Annotated in this window: 12 protein-coding genes; 5 read left to right on the forward strand and 7 right to left on the reverse strand. The window is 37.2% G+C overall.

The annotated features are described in order from the left end of the window. The first annotated feature begins 156 nt into the window (after nucleotides 1–156). Complete coding sequence (locus QM481_RS07480; protein ID WP_283381282.1) at nucleotides 157–1,005, forward strand: lysophospholipid acyltransferase family protein; 849 nt, start codon at nucleotides 157–159, stop codon at nucleotides 1,003–1,005. Nucleotides 1,006–1,165: 160 nt separating this feature from the next. On the opposite strand, the gene QM481_RS07485 is transcribed toward QM481_RS07480, so the two are convergent. Further along, nucleotides 1,166–2,410, reverse strand: a complete 1,245-nt coding sequence (locus QM481_RS07485) for a tetratricopeptide repeat protein (RefSeq protein ID WP_283381283.1) — start codon at nucleotides 2,408–2,410, stop codon at nucleotides 1,166–1,168. A gap of 108 nt (nucleotides 2,411–2,518) precedes the next feature. After that, nucleotides 2,519–3,355 carry a dihydropteroate synthase gene (gene folP, locus QM481_RS07490; RefSeq protein WP_283381284.1) on the reverse strand — a complete coding sequence of 279 codons (837 nt, stop codon included), beginning with the start codon at nucleotides 3,353–3,355 and terminating at the stop codon, nucleotides 2,519–2,521. A gap of 216 nt (nucleotides 3,356–3,571) precedes the next feature. On the opposite strand from folP, the gene QM481_RS07495 reads away from it, so the two are divergent. The 3 genes from QM481_RS07495 (at nucleotide 3,572) to QM481_RS07505 (ending at nucleotide 6,135) form a co-directional block, all read left to right on the forward strand. Next, the gene (locus tag QM481_RS07495) at nucleotides 3,572–4,132 is read left to right on the forward strand and encodes a DUF1599 domain-containing protein (RefSeq protein WP_166549055.1); all 561 of its coding nucleotides are present in this window, start codon (nucleotides 3,572–3,574) and stop codon (nucleotides 4,130–4,132) included. A 344-nt stretch (nucleotides 4,133–4,476) separates the two neighbouring features. Beyond that, nucleotides 4,477–5,577 carry a BT_3928 family protein gene (locus QM481_RS07500; protein WP_283381285.1) on the forward strand — a complete coding sequence of 367 codons (1,101 nt, stop codon included), beginning with the start codon at nucleotides 4,477–4,479 and terminating at the stop codon, nucleotides 5,575–5,577. Between the two features lie 33 nt (nucleotides 5,578–5,610). Beyond that, complete coding sequence (locus QM481_RS07505) at nucleotides 5,611–6,135, forward strand: shikimate kinase (RefSeq protein ID WP_283381286.1); 525 nt, start codon at nucleotides 5,611–5,613, stop codon at nucleotides 6,133–6,135. A gap of 54 nt (nucleotides 6,136–6,189) precedes the next feature. Here the strand turns inward: QM481_RS07505 and QM481_RS07510 are convergent, their stop codons facing one another. After that, a complete protein-coding gene (locus QM481_RS07510) occupies nucleotides 6,190–7,842 on the reverse strand; it encodes a hypothetical protein (protein WP_283381287.1) in 1,653 nt (550 codons plus the stop codon). 166 nt (nucleotides 7,843–8,008) lie between these two features. Next, nucleotides 8,009–9,109, reverse strand: a complete 1,101-nt coding sequence (locus QM481_RS07515) for a hypothetical protein (RefSeq protein WP_283381288.1) — start codon at nucleotides 9,107–9,109, stop codon at nucleotides 8,009–8,011. Nucleotides 9,110–9,642: 533 nt separating this feature from the next. Between QM481_RS07515 and proS the strand changes: the two genes are divergently transcribed. Continuing rightward, entirely contained in the window at nucleotides 9,643–11,121 is a 1,479-nt protein-coding gene (proS, locus tag QM481_RS07520; protein ID WP_283381289.1) for a proline--tRNA ligase, read from the forward strand. Between the two features lie 319 nt (nucleotides 11,122–11,440). Here the strand turns inward: proS and QM481_RS07525 are convergent, their stop codons facing one another. From QM481_RS07525 to QM481_RS07535, 3 genes are all read right to left on the reverse strand, one after another. Further along, nucleotides 11,441–13,048, reverse strand: a complete 1,608-nt coding sequence (locus QM481_RS07525) for a family 16 glycosylhydrolase (protein WP_283381290.1) — start codon at nucleotides 13,046–13,048, stop codon at nucleotides 11,441–11,443. A 120-nt stretch (nucleotides 13,049–13,168) separates the two neighbouring features. Then, a complete protein-coding gene (locus QM481_RS07530; RefSeq protein ID WP_283381291.1) occupies nucleotides 13,169–14,749 on the reverse strand; it encodes a PKD domain-containing protein in 1,581 nt (526 codons plus the stop codon). Nucleotides 14,750–14,778: 29 nt separating this feature from the next. Then, the gene (locus QM481_RS07535) at nucleotides 14,779–16,278 is read right to left on the reverse strand and encodes a RagB/SusD family nutrient uptake outer membrane protein (protein WP_283381292.1); all 1,500 of its coding nucleotides are present in this window, start codon (nucleotides 16,276–16,278) and stop codon (nucleotides 14,779–14,781) included. Nucleotides 16,279–16,313 lie beyond the last annotated feature (35 nt).

The raw sequence follows: 16,313 nt of genomic DNA on the forward strand, positions 1-16,313 counted from the left end.
TTTTGCCGATTTTTTAAGTTAAAAAATCTTTTTTCGCAGAATTTACCAATGTTTATTTGGAATTTGTTATTCTAAAATATTGAGTGTTTCGAATATTATTAAAATAAATACACTACCATAATTCAGTAGTAATCTGATTTTTATCAACTCTCTTATATGTTATTTTTTAGAATGCTTTCTAGGCTTCCTATGCCGCTTTTGTATGGTTTTTCGGATTTCCTATTTTTTGTAACCTACTACTTAATTAAGTATCGTAGAAAGGTAGTTCTAATAAATTTACAAAATTCTTTTCCAGAAAAAACAGCTAAAGAACATGAACTACTTGCCAAGGCTTTTTATCATAACTTGTGCGATGTGATTGTTGAGTCCCTAAAATTACTCACAATTTCGGTAAAAGACTTAGAGAAAATGGTGGAGATCAATGGACAAGAAGTGATTGATGAATGCTTGCGTAATAATGAGGTGATGCTAATTATGTCGAGTCATATCAATTGCTGGGAACTTGTACCGCCAAGAACAACGCAAACAGGCGTACTTATCGATGTGATTTACAAACCACTTTCAAGTCCGTTTTTTGACAAACTGATGTACACCATCCGTTCTCGTTTTAATATTACGCCCATTCCGATGAAGCAAACTTTTCGTGAGATGGTAAAAAAGAAAGGCCAACCTCGTATAGTAGGGATTATCTCAGACCAAGCTGCTGAAACACCTGATTTGGCTTATTGGACTACCTTTTTACACCAAGAAACTGATTTCTTTTTAGGTACCGAGAAAATGGCTCGTAGTTTCAACTATCCGATTCTTTATGGAGAAATGGTTCGTAAGCGTCGTGGAAGATATGTAATCAATTATTCGCTATTGGTAGAACGACCTTATGAGCAATATCAGATGGGTGAAATCACAGAGATATATGCAAGAACTTTGGAAAAATCTATTCAAGAAAACCCATCCGACTGGCTCTGGTCGCATAGGAGGTTTAAGCATAAGAGAGTTAATAAGTAGTGAACAGGCACAAAGGCACAGAGTGAAAATATTGTACACTTTGTGCCTATTAACTTTTCACTGAAGTTACCTACACGTTGCGCTTTTGTATCTTTTCACTTTGCCACTGAAATATCATACACTTTGTGCCTTTGTGCCTGTTCACTTTACCACTAAAATACTAATGATCCTCCACCTGCAATGAATCTGTAGTATCGATTCTTAATGAATCAGCTTTGATTCCTTTCACATCCTGTGCATAGATTTTGGGCATTGGCGCTAGGTTGAGTTTTTGTAAGGCTACATTTAGATTTGAACAATCTATATTCTTCTTACTTTTTTCTAGCTGACAAGTTCTAGCGTATTCTTGGTAAAAGATTTTACTTAATTCAGCATCCTTTAGATGCTTTTCATACAGTTCTGCTAGTTTAAATATGGCTTTAGGGCGTTGATAAGTATCTATGATATGTTTGTACTCTTTTGCTGCCCAGTTATATTCTTTCAATCGAACGTTAGCGTCGGCAATGGACATCCGATAATCTGAAATCTTTTCTGAAGTTCCAAGCTTAATTGCGGTAAACATACTTTGTGTTCCTTTGATAATCATATTTTGATCTGTTGTAGCGAGTAAAGCATATCCTAAGCCCGCACGAACCAATTCATTATCATCCCCCCTTTCTATCAGACGATTGAAGAGAAATATGGACTGAGCCAAACTATCCAAATAAAAATAGGAAGTTGCCAATAATCGCTGATACAAAACAGTAGAATCACCGTTTGAAAGGGTGTACTTCAAATCCTTTCGTACTTGTTCATAATCGAAGTTCCGATAGGCATATCTAGCACGCAATTGTCGTAACTTGATTGAATTGCTATCTAGCCTCATCCCTTTTTTAATATATATAATTGCTTGCTCCTCGTGCATCTCATTGAGCAGAAGATTGGAAACATCTGCCAATGCATCGATATCAGAAGAATCTAATTTTACAGCTTTTTCAAGTAAAGCAATTCCTTCTTCAATTTTTCTTTGCTTTACCATATTTCTTGCCACTTCCTTCAAATAAAAATGATTCGTTGTATCAAGTGATGCCAATTTTTGGTAATACACTAAGGATTGAGAAGCATTTAATTCTCGGTCTGAAATGCCAGCCAAGCTCATCAAGAGTTCTTGAGATTCAGGATTTTTTTCCAATAGCTGTAAATAATACTTTTTGGCCTGAGGAAGATGCCCTAACTTTTGATGACAAAAAGCCAAGGTCATTAAATTATTTTGAGAAAGTGTATCTTCTTTAGCTGATAAAAACTGAATGGCCTTAGCATATTGACCTTTAGCAATCAAATCTTGCCAAGAATTTGCGCCACTTTGACCAATAGTCAAGGTATGAAATAGAAGAATAAAAAGAGGGAGTAATAGGAGTTTCTTCATAGTAATTCGAAGGGTAATAAGGTTTATGATATTTACCCTTCGAATTTATAACTAAATTTTTAATTACAAAACTAAACAAATAGTTTTATTGCTTTTAATAGAAGATTCTTACTTCGCATTAACAGCCTCAACTAATCGAATTGTCTCTATTGCCTCTTTTACGTCGTGAACTCTTAGGATATTTGCTCCTTTCATCAAAGCGACAGCATTGAGCGCCGTAGTTCCGTTGAGCGCCTCAGAAGCCAAAATATCCAATTTTCGCCAAATCATAGATTTTCTTGAAACACCAACTAACATTGGCAAATTCATCACCTCAAAATCTGCTAAGTGATTGAGCAATTCATAATTTTGATCAAGGTTTTTGGCAAAACCAAAACCCAAATCTAAGATAATATCACGTTGGTTGAATGCTCTTAATTTGGCAACTTTTTGTTGTAAGTCATCCAAAACATCCAACACTAGATTATTATAATGCGTCAACTGCGTCATAGTTTCGATGGTTCCACGCATGTGCATAAGGATGTAGGGCACATCGCCAAAACTGGCTACGGTTTCATACATTTTATCGTCCAACAAACCACCTGATACGTCGTTGACGATCACTGCTCCTGCTTCGACACAAGCTTTGGCGACATTCGACCGAAAAGTATCAATAGAAATTAATGCCTCTGGAAAATGTTTTAGGATAACTTCGGTGGCAGGTAAAACTCTTTTGATTTCTTCCTCCTCCGACACAGGCATTGCTCCTGGACGAGTAGAATGTCCTCCCAAATCCAGAAAAGTTGCTCCTGAAGAGAGCATTTTCTCTGCTTGTTTTAGTATTTCCTCCTCGGTATGCACACGACTTCTTTCAAAAAAAGAATCAGGAGTAATATTCAAAATCCCCATGACACGAGGTTGAGCAAGATCTATAAGTTTGCCACGGCAATTAATTAAAGTAGTCATACGCACATATAAAAGTTAATGGTGCAAAGATAAAAGCAAATCTAAACTTGGCACACAATGATATCCTTAAACTAGATTCTAGAACTGATTCAAAGAATATTATTAGAATTTTGAACTGAATGAGGTATTTTTGCAAAAACATTTCACATAGATAACCCATCTGTATCCAGCTTAGATTCAATAAATGGCAGATATTTAGCAACAGATTTTTCCAAAATGACAAAAACAGAATTTGAGTATCGTCAAATAATTACGATTTGTAGAGAGCTTTTCCAGAAAAAAAATAAAGATTATGGCACCTCTTGGCGTATTCTGCGTTTGCCTAGTCTGACAGACCAGATTTTTATTAAAGCACAACGTATTCGTTCTATTCAAGAAAAAGGTGTTCAGAAAATTGATGATGGTATTGAAGGTGAATTTATCGGCATCATCAACTATTGTATTATCGCGATGATTCAAAAGCAGTTGGATAATTCATCACAAATGGAGTTCTCTGAGCAAGAATTAGGTGATTTGTACGATGAACAAGTAACTAAAACCTTGAATTTGTTATTAAACAAAAATCACGATTATGGTGAGGCGTGGCGCGATATGCGTGTAAGCTCGATGACAGATTTAATATTGATGAAAATCTTCAGAACGAAACAAATTGAAGATAATCAAGGTCAAACCCTTGTCTCGGAAGGTGTTGAAGCCAACTATCAAGATATGTTGAATTATGCCGTTTTTTGTCTTATTCAAATGGGTATGGCGCAACAGCAACAACAGCAACAGTAGTTTCTTTGAATTTGAATTTGAATTTGAAAATGTGAAGATTTGATAATTTGAAAGTGATTTTAATATTTCTACAAAACAAGACTATTAACGATCATCCATTTAAAACTCGATAATCTTCTCATTTTCATTTCCATTTTAACAGTTCATTAACAGTTTTATGTAATGAGCTGTCTTAATTTTGTTCTTTCATCTAGAAAATAATTGAAATGTATTTTGGTTGAATACTTGTATATTTAGCTATACTTTCAAAAATGGCATATTTTTGGTTGTTTTAAAGTTTTCTATCCGATCTAACATTTCACATTTTAGCCCTAATACATACAAGAATCCCTTTTTTATCTATCATGAAATTTCTCGCACATTTTTCCCGAATCTTTGTTGGTGTAATATTTATTTTCTCAGGACTCATCAAGCTCAACGACCCTATTGGTACTGAAATTAAGCTCGAAGAATACTTCGATGTATTCGCAACTGATTTTCCTTGGATGGCTGGCTTTTGGCATTTCTGGGTACCTTTAGCATTATATGTATCTATTTTCTTGTGTACACTAGAGTTGGTATTAGGCGTATGCTTACTGGTTCAGTACAAACTCAAAAGTGCCTCTTGGATATTGTTGGCCACAGTTGTTTTCTTTGGATTTTTGACTTTTTATTCTGCTTATTTCAACAAAGTAACCGATTGTGGTTGTTTCGGAGAAGCCATCAAACTAAAACCTTGGACATCATTTATCAAGGACATGGTTTTGATGTTTTTTATCCTAATTATATTGTGGCAACGTCATATTTTTGCTGACAAAAAAACAGGTTGGGTAGTAGCTGCCTCTTTAGTATTTTGTTTGGCACTAGGCACATACGCTGTCAATTATTTGCCAGTAAATGATGGACTTCCTTATGCTATTGGTGAGAATATCCAGAACAACATGAAGCCTGCCGAAGCTCCTAAATTTAAGTATATCATGGAGAAAGATGGCAAAGAGCAAGAATTTATGGAGTATCCAACAGATACAACTTGGAAATTCAAACAGATGATTCAGTTGAATGAGGATGCTGCCAAAGCCCGTATTACAGATTATAACCTTTACAGAACAGGTGATTCTATTGATTACAAAGCAGAAAGTTTTGTTGGAAAGAAGTTAATGATTGTGAGTCCATTTGTTGAAAAAGCGAATTTAGGGCATATTGATGATATTAAGCAGTTGATTCAAGGACTCAAAGGATCTGATGTAACAGTTTGGTTTGTAACCGCTTCGACAGATGATGCTGCTCAAAATTTTATCAAACAAAATCAGTTAAATGTTACAGTATTAAATGCTGATGTTAAAGTTTTAAAAACCATTGCTCGTGCCAACCCTGTAATCTGGTTGTTGCAGGATGGTACTGTAAGAGGCAAGTGGTCTAATAAGGCAACGCCTGATAAAGAAGAAGTTTTATCAAAATTGCAATAGCTTTTGCCCAAAGGCCATTCGATGTTAACCAATATGAAAAATATATTTTTAGTAGGAATGCCGTCTTCAGGGAAAAGTACCCTTGGAAGACAATTAGCCAAAGCCATAGGATATAAATTTGTAGATATGGATGAGTTGATTGAACGCCTTGAAAATCAAACTATTCCTGAAATTTTTAAATGGAATGGGGAAAACCATTTTAGAGAAGTAGAAAGTAAAATTTTAAAGCAGTTTTCTCCTAATCAAAAATTGGTCATTGCTACTGGCGGTGGAGTTCCATGTTTTTTTGATAATATGGATTTTATCAAAGCAAATGGTATCAGTGTCTTTCTCAATGTACAGCCTGAAGATTTATTCAAACGCATCAAACTATCTGATGCCAATAATCGACCTCTCATTAATAAGAGTAGTAATAATCAAGCTTTACTTGAGGACATTAAAAAGCGTCATGAAACTCGCCTTCCCTTTTATATGAGAGCCGACATTAAAATAGACGGAAGCATAGAAGTACAGCAATTACTTTGGTTGTTGGATGAAATAAAGGAAAAACAATCGTAAACAAAAAAAGGGTCTCCAGATTTACTGGAGACCCTTTTTTAATGATTTTATTTCTTAGAAATACACCCCAAATGTCAACACGCCTCTGATCCAGCTTTGGTCCATAATGGCTGTTGCATATAAAGATGAATCATTCAACACATAAGGGTTATATGCTTGTTGTGTTTTACCATACAAGCCTGTCAAATCTACGTAGAATGTTCCTGTTTTGATACCAACACCTGCTGAATACACCATCATTGCACGGTTGACTGCATCGTTGTCAAAATTTGAATTGTAAGGGTTTTGATAATAAGCAAAGCCTCCACGTGCTGCAAATAAGCCCATACGATATTCTCCACCCACTTTTATATTCAAGACATTTTTATATGTATTCTGAATCGACTTAGTGTAATAATCTAAATCTCCTTTGAAATAAGCATCGTTCATATTCGTACTTAATTTCATGCCTTTATAAGCTACATATTCAACATCTGCCGATAGAAAGCCTTTTTTACCAAAGAAATAGGCAACTCCTCCACTAGCTTTGAACGGAGTTCTCAACTCATAATTTGAACTCACTGGCTGAGTAGATAATTTAGGAATACGTGTGATATATGAAGTTCCTCCAGTGGTATTAATGCCATAGCCCAAAGAAACTAATTTGCTACCTATCGTATTCCCTCCTGATATTACATCAGAAGATAGCTTAATCCCTCCCATTTTACTTGGGTCAACATCGACATTCAGCGTGGATGATGTAGTTTCATCTATCGAATACCAAGTTGGCGTAGTAATAGTAGCTCCAATACGGAAATTATTGGTAGGTTTAATAATCGTTCCAACCGTTAAGTTAATACCTTGTCCTGTTGTAGTTAGATACTTAGAAAACGCAAACGAACGAATGGCATCATAGTTTACGATATTCTCACTAAAATCAGTTTGAGTTTCGTATCTAAAGCTAGGTAATCCCAAAGAGAAACCAATATAGAACTTCTCATTGGCAGTTCCTCCATACCCAATCGTCCACTGGCTTGTTCTACCAGATGCTTGAAAATCATATCGCTGGTCAACTGACTTTCCTCCTTCTGCGCCAACAAATGGGTCAGAGCTAGTCCCATTTGGATTAATCAAAAATGACCAATAGTACATATCTGATTGGTAGTAAAAATTAGGTGCATCATTGGTCAAACCATCCTTAAAATCTTGTAAGCTTAAACCATTGTCTTTAATATCTCGGTTTGTAATTTCTCCAAAACTATCCATTAGTGAACTCTGAAGATTACGTCCTGCAAAACTCACCTTGTTGTATAATGAGCTTTGTCTATTATAAGAAATCGACCAACTACCTCTCCAGCTATCTTTATATCTTGGCTCTTGTCCACCAAATACAATCCCAATATTGGCTATGTTAAAATTATCGGTATTAGCGTTAGTTTTCTTGGTGTCGATATAACTACTAGCGTTTGAATTGATTTGGAAGGATGGTGAAATAGAAAATTCAGAGCGAGTATAAAAACCCAGACCAGCAGGGTTACTTGAATTGGAAGAGATATCTGCTCCCAAAGCCGAATGGTTACCTCCTAATGCTTGAAATCGAGCAGAACCGCTTGGTGCTGTTTGTGAAAAGAGTCTCGACAGTGCATCATAATTATTATCTTGTGCAAAACTAGCGCTTATCGAACTCATAAGTAGAGACGCAAGTAATACTTTACGAATATCTTTCATGTTATTCTTACGGTTTAAAATCATATTCTTTACAATAAGGACAGTTCTAGAAGAATTACCCCTCATCATTCAGAGGTAGTCTAACGGACTTTGTTGCTAATTTAACGTAAAAAAGCCTCACAAAGTACAACTCTGCGAGGCTTCGAGTGTTAATCATTTGTTAATATTATCTTGGACCACGTGAACGACCTCCGCCGCCTCCGCCACCTGAGCTACCGCTTGATGAACTTCCACTTGAAGAATTGTTCCAAGTCGAATTGGTATTCGTGTTGGTTGTTCTGCTATTATTATTGTTGGAAGACCAATCCCAAGAATTGTTGCGACCGTTAGAATAGCTACTGTTAGCACTTCTTGAAGAGTTCGTAGTAGTACCCGAGTTGTAGTTAGCACTGCTACCATCTCTTCTCGGACGTGAATAATAGTCTGAGTTGGTATTTGAATAATCTGCATTGGTACGACTACCACGATTATAGGCTGCTCCTCTATTATTGTTGAAATCCGAGTTATATGCCGAAGCTGCATAAGCTGGTCTTGAACGATACTTAGCTGGAGTCTCAGCGCCAATAACAGAACCTACATAGCTATTGTAGTTGTTGTAATAGCCGCCGTAGTAACCTCCATAATAGCCACCATAAGCCAACGATGAATATCCATAACCATAAGGATCATAAAAACCTCCATAGCCATAAGGACTGTATCCATAACCAAATGAGTTACCGTACATCCAACGACTACTTGACCAGCCCCAATATGGATCATAGAAATTAGAATACAATGGATCGTAGTATCCCATAGTTGAATAACCAAAAGGAGACCAACGACTATATCCAAGTCCGAATGAAATGGCTGGATTTGAATACCAGTTATTTAGACCATAATTGCCATATCCGTTGTTTAAACCATTAGCAAAACCATTACTGTAGCCATTATTATAGCCAGCAGAATAGTCGTCTTGGTTTTGATAAACAGAACGAGAGTTTAACCAATTCTGAGAATAATATTCATTGGTACCCTCTGCCGAATTGTTAGTAGAACTACCATTGCGATATACTGGAGCTTGATAGGTTGATTCGTCGTAACCTTGCTCATTGTATATGCGCCCACCCAAAGTAGTGGGTCTTACGTCACTTGTCGAAGCGTACAAGTCGTCGTAAACTTCACCACTTGAGCTTTTTGAAACAATTGCTTGTTTGGAGGTATTACAACCCCAAACTAAACCTATCAACGCTATAGCTGAAAGGTGCTTTATTGAATGCTGAAGGCTCATAGCTGTTTGAATTTTAGATTGTAGGAGTATTGTCAATAAAACAAATAATTTATTAATATTTATCAGCAATCAGTGAATTTTGCTAGGTTTTCAAATTGTTGCCAGTATGCTATTAATAATGCATTGAATTGTCTTTTTCTAAGACAAACTGGACAGATTAACAACTTAGCAAAAATTTCTTGTAACAAACTTACTACAAAAACTTATCTTTGCAAGATAATTAACACAACATTAACAAAATTAAATCTTTAAATGTTCCAATTATCCAATACTTTGAAAATGAACTAAATAAGGCTTAGTTGAGGTTAGAGTTTTGTTATTTAGTAATAGTTATGGTACTACTTTTCAGCATACCATTACCATAGTCTCAAACCTAACCGAATGGATAACAAATACTTATTTTATATTCATTTTTGGTATTTAGACTATTAAAAGAACGTTTTCCCCCATTAGTTTTGTACATTTTTCGCCGATTTAGCGTTATTCTAATTTTATTTTAAGCTAATAGGCATTAACCAACCATAAAACAACCCATGAGCAAAGGCTTACCAAAACGTAGCGAAAATTATTCTGAGTGGTACAACGAACTTGTTAAGCGTGCCGATTTAGCCGAAAATTCTGCCGTTAGAGGCTGTATGGTAATCAAACCTTACGGTTATTCTATTTGGGAAAAAATGCAACGTGCTTTGGACGATATGTTCAAAGAAACAGGACATACAAATGCTTATTTCCCACTTTTTGTACCGAAAAGTTTATTTGAAGCTGAAGAAAAAAATGCAGAGGGTTTTGCTAAAGAATGTGCTGTAGTTACACACTATCGTCTGAAAAACGACCCTGAAAATAAAGGAAAATTAATTGTTGACCCAAATGCTCGCCTTGAAGAAGAGTTAGTGGTTCGCCCAACGTCTGAGGCTATTATTTGGAGTACTTATAAAAACTGGATTCAGTCATACCGTGACCTTCCACTTTTGATTAACCAATGGGCTAACGTTGTGCGTTGGGAAATGCGTACGCGTTTGTTTTTGCGTACTGCGGAGTTCTTGTGGCAAGAAGGTCACACAGCGCACGCTACTAAAGAGGAAGCAATTGCTGAAACCGAGCAAATGTTGGACGTGTATGCCACATTCGCTGAGGAATTTATGGCTGTACCAGTTATTCGTGGTAAAAAGACTGCCAACGAGCGTTTTGCAGGTGCAGATGATACTTACTGTATCGAAGCAATGATGCAAGATGGAAAGGCACTTCAGGCAGGTACTTCTCACTTCTTGGGTCAAAACTTTGCAAAAGCTTTTGATGTAAAGTTCTCTAACAAAGAAAACCAACAAGCTTATGTTTGGGGTACTTCGTGGGGTGTATCTACGCGTTTGATGGGTGCTTTGATTATGGCTCACTCTGATGATGAAGGCCTGGTATTGCCTCCAAAATTGGCACCAATTCAAGTGGTAATTGTTCCGATTTTTAAAGGTGCTGAACAATTAGAAGCTATTTCTGAAAAAGTATTACCTATCGTTAAAGCTTTGAAGAAATTAGGTATCTCAGTTAAATTTGACAATTCAGATAAACAATCTCCAGGTTTCAAATTTGCTGAATACGAATTGAAAGGTGTTCCAGTACGTTTGGCAATTGGTGCTCGTGACCTTGCCAATGGCACTGTTGAAATTGCACGTCGTGATACAAAAGAGAAAAAGACGTATGAAATCGAAGGCGTAGTAGAGGTTATTCAAAATCTATTGGAAGAAATCCAAGAAAATATTTACAACCGTGCTCTGTCTTTCAGAACAGAAAATACCCTTGAAGTTGACTCGTGGGATGAGTTTGTAAAAACGTTGGACGAAAAACCAGGGTTTATATCTGCTCACTGGGATGGTACGCCAGAAACAGAAGAAAAAATTAAAGAGTTAACCAAAGCTACCATTCGTTGTATTCCTTTGGATGCAAAAGAAGAAGAAGGCAAATGTATTTATACAGGCAATCCTTCATCTCGTCGTGTAATCTTTGCGAGAGCTTACTAGGATTTATTAAAATGCGATTGTGCAATCAGTAATTATCTTCAGTTAAATTTTATTTGTAGAAACTCATTGATTTGCATCTAAAGCGTTGATATTACCAAAAACATGAGTCATCCCTAATTTTTAGGATTGGGATTATTCTCCACGTTTTTATCAAAAAAGCGGTCGAAAAATACTTTTCGACCGCTTTTTTGGTGCTAATATGCATGATTTTACTCAGCTTAAGATGCAAAGCATTGCGTCTCTACGGCTAGAATACTAATTTTAACATAATTACTCATCCGCTCAATGAGAAATGACATCGTGCTATTGAATCTTCCTTTTACTGGTAAACTCTGATATAGTCAACCTCCATAGTCGCAGTAGTAAAGGCTGGGTCTATGGTTCCTCCCAAATTTCCTCCTAGTGCAATATTCATAATAAAGAAGAAGTCTTTATTAAATGGCAATGAACTATTATTGGCAAAAGTGTAAAATAATTTATCATCAACATAAAACTTAATGCTGCTTGCCGACCAATCCAAAGAATAGGTATGAAACTCTGTGGAAGCATTTGTAATCGTTGTACTTCCGCCATCAGCATTGCCACCTGAGTGATTTGGATGATGAACAGTTCCTAAGATAACATTAGGTTTGTTACCAACCATTTCCATGATATCTATTTCACCGCAAGCTGGCCAACCCACCGTCTGAATATTAGAGCCCAACATCCATAATGCAGGCCAAGTACCTCCTGCGGATGGTAATTTTGCACGAATATCAACACGGCCGTAAGTAAAAGAATACTTATTGAGCGACAGTAAACGTGCAGATGTGTAGTTTGAACCTTGATAGCTTTCTTTTTTTGCCGTAATTTTCAAAACACCACCTTGTACAACCGCATTATCTGCACGATTTGTGTAATATTGAACTTCATTGTTTCCCCAGCCATTATTATTGCCCAAATCATATCCCCATACGGCAGGATTCGGAGCACCATCAGTATTGAATTCGTCAGACCAAACTAGTTTCTTTTCAGTGACTGGCGTCGTAGCTGACTTAGGTTTTAGTTTCATATACCAAGCATTACCATCAGAGCCGATACTTCTGAGCGTCATGTTGTTTTCTGAAAGTACTAAAATTTCATAACTGGTACCACCTGTTCCAAAATTTACGATTCCATTTCCTGGGACTTTAAACTGTACTCTTGTCGAGTTTGTGGAAGTAGAAGCCGAAGTTGCTGGTGAAAAAGTCAGCGCTTTTGTTCCTCCTGTACTAATATCATAGCAACCATCTGGTCCTGAAACACCGTAGAATGAAGTAGCAGCTCCTATCAAAGATGACTGACCTTTATTATCAACATTTAAAGTAATTTGATTATTGGCAGTTTTGGCAAAAGTAATTTCATCATCATACAAACAAGCTGGTCTTTGGTTTGGATCGGCAGCATACCAACTTGGAGTAAAACCATCCGAAGGACCTACACCCACATGACCTATTGCCTCATTATCAGTAATCCAAACTTTCGAGCCTGAACCTGTCATTGCCGTTAGGATATTGCTAGGTATTTCGAATGCTACGAACACTTTTACCTTTTTACTAAGTGTTGTCATTGCACCACCTGTACCAATCGCATTTACTGAAACCACATATTCGTTAGTTCCAGGATTGGCATATTTGTAAGCGACCTTTCCCGAAGGAACCATCTGTGAATTACCATCGCCAAAGTCAATCTTGTAAGAAAGTGCTTGCCCTGCTTGTGCAGCGATATTAACACTTCCTGTTCCATTACCATTTGGATTATTAGCATCTACTCCAATCACATCAGCAACTACAGTCAAGTTGCTTGGAGTAATAATATCACCAAAACCAAATTCTGTTTGCTTACAGGCTGTTAGACCAAGTGCGCTTGCAAACAAAAGCGTTGTGATTGATTTTATTGTATATTTCATAAGAGTCAAAATCTAAACATGAATAAATAATTCTAGAAAATTAGTCTAATGAGTAATAGTGGAAATGATGTATTGCTCATGTCGCACTATTACTCAGACATATTCCTTTTTTACTCCATTTTATTGAAGAATAATATCATCAAACCAATAAGTAAAATTGGCTGACCCATCTCCCATTGTTCCCAAATCAAAAATCAGCACTATTTTTTGATATGACTGACTTGCATTGATACCGCTATAGTCGAAGGTTAGTTCTTCCCACGCATTAGCTTTGGTGGTGGTTACTTCTTTTTCAAAACTGACAGCTCCATTGGTTAGATTTTCTACTTTCAAAAGGACTTTAGCTCCTACTCGTGGAGAATACACCTTCATTTTAAAGGTTTTTTTAGCAGAAAAATCAATTGGCGATTCTAAAGTGATAAATGAACCTCCCCAAGTTTGTCCAGCAGATTTAACCATTTTACCTACCTTCAAGGAAGTATTAATACCTGTCTTTTGTGGATTGTCAACAACACTCGCATTTCCTCCATCAAAATTGACGAAATCGTATTTCAAGCTAGAAGATTCGAATGTCAACGGCACCGTCAGACTTTCAGCCGTGACTGGCTTGTACAAACGAATATCATCAAATAAGAAAGTGTAATTGGCTGAGCCATCACCCATTGTCCCTAAATCAAAAATGAGTACAACTTTATGGTATGACTTCGTGGTATTGATAGCACTAAAATCAAAACTTAGGTCTTCCCAAGCATTGGTTTTTGTGGTCACTACTTCTTTTTCATAACTAATGCTTCCATCGGTAGCATTTTCAACCTTTAATAACACCTTCGCGCCCACTCTTGGAGAGAACACTTTCATAGCAAAAAATTTATTCACAGAAAAATCTATCGCGCTGCCTAAAGTAATCAAACTTCCACCCCAAGGCTGACCTGCGAATTTGATCATTCTACCCACTCTTGAAGAAGTATTGATACCACTTTTCTGAGGGTTATTGATAATGCTTACAGAACCTCCATCGAAGTTTGAGAAAGTATATTCTTGTCCAGCAATTTCGAAATCCAGCGGAAGCATCACAGGACTCACAATTGTTACATTTTGGGTAACCGTTGTGCTAGCAGCACCGCCACTCAACGCTACGACTTTGATAGTGAATGTGCCAACAGAGTTGTAAGTATAGCTGATGGTTTGCCCTTCGTTGAATGAAACAGGCACCTCATTTGCAGTTTCACCGAAATAGGCTTTGAAATTAGTTTCGTACAAACCTTTAGCTGTAACATTGACCTTTTTAGGATTAGTTGGATCAATGGTGGCAGTCATTTCGACGTTTTCTGGAGCTTTGAAAGATACCGTTAATGGTAAAGTCGTTTCGGTGCTTTTTCCTCCTACATTAAAGCCTTTCACTACAACACTATGATTGCCTTCAGGATATTTCCACTGAACTTTTCCACCAGGGTTGACTGTAGCTGGTGTAGCACCTGCTAAACCCGAAGCAACCGAAAAGTAGGCAACCCCTTCGCCATTAGGTGTTATGGTTACCAGACCCGTATTATCTTGGGTGATTTCAAATAAAGCTGAAAGCTTACTTGGGGCACTTGCTTTATCCACAAATGCAATATCATTATAGAGTCGGTCTTGACAAGATGGCAATACGAATACTGCCAATGCCAATCCAATGCTGGATGCTATATTTTTAAGATTCATGTTTTTCAAAGAAAAAATGGAGATTGAGATTAATAACCGGGGTTTTGTACAAGACCAGAAACTTCTATTTCGACTTGAGGAATTGGGAAGATTTCATTTTTACCCACTTTAAAACCCGTCAATTTTGTAGCTGCCTGACCTGTTCTTACGAGGTCAAAAAAGCGGTCGCCTTCCATACCAAGTTCGAGACGGCGCTCTTTCCAGATAGCATCACGAAGACTTGTGCCAGTAGCAGACAAATTGTGGTTATTATCGCCAAATGCTCTTTGACGAACCTTATTTAGATATACCAAAGCCGTTGCATCGTCTGGAGATGCTTTGCGGTTTAATGCCTCTGCGTACATCAAATACACATCCGACAAGCGAATGATACGCTGATTATTCAAGTAGTTCAATTCAATTTGTCCGCTCGACTCTCCTTTACGAGGAAGGTATTTCTGATTATAAAGACCCGTATTTTTGTATGGAGCCACCTGATACGTAATATTCATACTTGGATTAGCAGTCTTATATGCCTCGATATCTAAACAGGTAACTGCCTTGCGTGTATCGCCTGCTTCATAGGCATTCGCCAAATCTTGAGTAGGCAAATTAGTACTCCAACCTGCAGCGTAAGGACTATTGCCCGTCAATCCACGAATCCCACATTGTTGCACAGCATAGTTACCTTGTCCACGAGTAGTACCACCCCAGTTGTAATAAGGTGAAGCGTTAGAATATTGAATTTCAAATACAGCTTCAGAGCCATTTTCGCCAGATTGCAAGAAGATATTTCCAAAATTACTGACCAAAGTATAAGGACCATCAACCACACTTTTGAGTACTGGTGCAGCGGCGTCAAACTTATTCTGATAGAGATATACCTTACCAAGAAGTGCTTGAGCTGCATATTTGGTAATGCGTCCATTCTTAGGGTCAGTAGTTGGTAATACCGCAATAGCGTTTGTCAAATCCTTTTCAATCTGAGCATAAATCTCGGCAGGTTTAGCTTGCTTGAGCGTTCTAGAATCAGCAATACCCAATTTTTTATCTACAAACAATGGAACATTACCAAACACTTTAACCAAAGTGAAGTAGTAATAGGCTCTCAAAAATGCCACCTCACCATACAATGCGTCTTTTCCTGTAAAGTTGACAGCTACTCCTGACGGATTGGTATCTTTATATTGATAGAGATAATTAGCACGGTTTATGCCTTCGTAAGCAGCCTTCCAGATTTCGGTTAAAGTTCCATTTTGGCTGTTTACTAAAAAGTCATCAATTTGTTGTAAATTCAGTATGTCAGAGGCATTCTCACCGCCTGCGGCTGCATTATCAGAGGCAATATCCCCAATTGGAACCACCTGATTTAGCCATTGAATTGGTGTGTAAACACTTACTCCCATACTTCTATAGTCGGTTTCAGATTTAAGGTAATCAGCATCTGTTACCTTGTAATCGTCCTTTGGACTGTAGTCAACCCATTGGGTGCATCCTCCACAAAGTGCCCCAATGACCAAGAATGTATATATGTATTTTTTCGTATTCATAATCCAGTACCGAGTTATTGTTCTCAGTGTTTTTT

It is taken from the genome of Flectobacillus rivi (genome assembly GCF_030056655.1).
GTDB classification, from domain to species: domain Bacteria; phylum Bacteroidota; class Bacteroidia; order Cytophagales; family Spirosomataceae; genus Flectobacillus; species Flectobacillus rivi.

What these genes read in the sequence shown, in the direction of transcription:
- QM481_RS07480 (WP_283381282.1), top strand. Translation starts at nt 157, where the DNA reads ATGTTATTTTTTAGAATGCTTTCTAGGCTTCCTATGCCGCTTTTGTAT.
- QM481_RS07485 (WP_283381283.1), bottom strand. Translation starts at nt 2,410, where the DNA reads ATGAAGAAACTCCTATTACTCCCTCTTTTTATTCTTCTATTTCATACC.
- folP (WP_283381284.1), bottom strand. Translation starts at nt 3,355, where the DNA reads ATGACTACTTTAATTAATTGCCGTGGCAAACTTATAGATCTTGCTCAA.
- QM481_RS07495 (WP_166549055.1), top strand. Translation starts at nt 3,572, where the DNA reads ATGACAAAAACAGAATTTGAGTATCGTCAAATAATTACGATTTGTAGA.
- QM481_RS07500 (WP_283381285.1), top strand. Translation starts at nt 4,477, where the DNA reads ATGAAATTTCTCGCACATTTTTCCCGAATCTTTGTTGGTGTAATATTT.
- QM481_RS07505 (WP_283381286.1), top strand. Translation starts at nt 5,611, where the DNA reads ATGAAAAATATATTTTTAGTAGGAATGCCGTCTTCAGGGAAAAGTACC.
- QM481_RS07510 (WP_283381287.1), bottom strand. Translation starts at nt 7,842, where the DNA reads ATGAAAGATATTCGTAAAGTATTACTTGCGTCTCTACTTATGAGTTCG.
- QM481_RS07515 (WP_283381288.1), bottom strand. Translation starts at nt 9,109, where the DNA reads ATGAGCCTTCAGCATTCAATAAAGCACCTTTCAGCTATAGCGTTGATA.
- proS (WP_283381289.1), top strand. Translation starts at nt 9,643, where the DNA reads ATGAGCAAAGGCTTACCAAAACGTAGCGAAAATTATTCTGAGTGGTAC.
- QM481_RS07525 (WP_283381290.1), bottom strand. Translation starts at nt 13,048, where the DNA reads ATGAAATATACAATAAAATCAATCACAACGCTTTTGTTTGCAAGCGCA.
- QM481_RS07530 (WP_283381291.1), bottom strand. Translation starts at nt 14,749, where the DNA reads ATGAATCTTAAAAATATAGCATCCAGCATTGGATTGGCATTGGCAGTA.
- QM481_RS07535 (WP_283381292.1), bottom strand. Translation starts at nt 16,278, where the DNA reads ATGAATACGAAAAAATACATATATACATTCTTGGTCATTGGGGCACTT.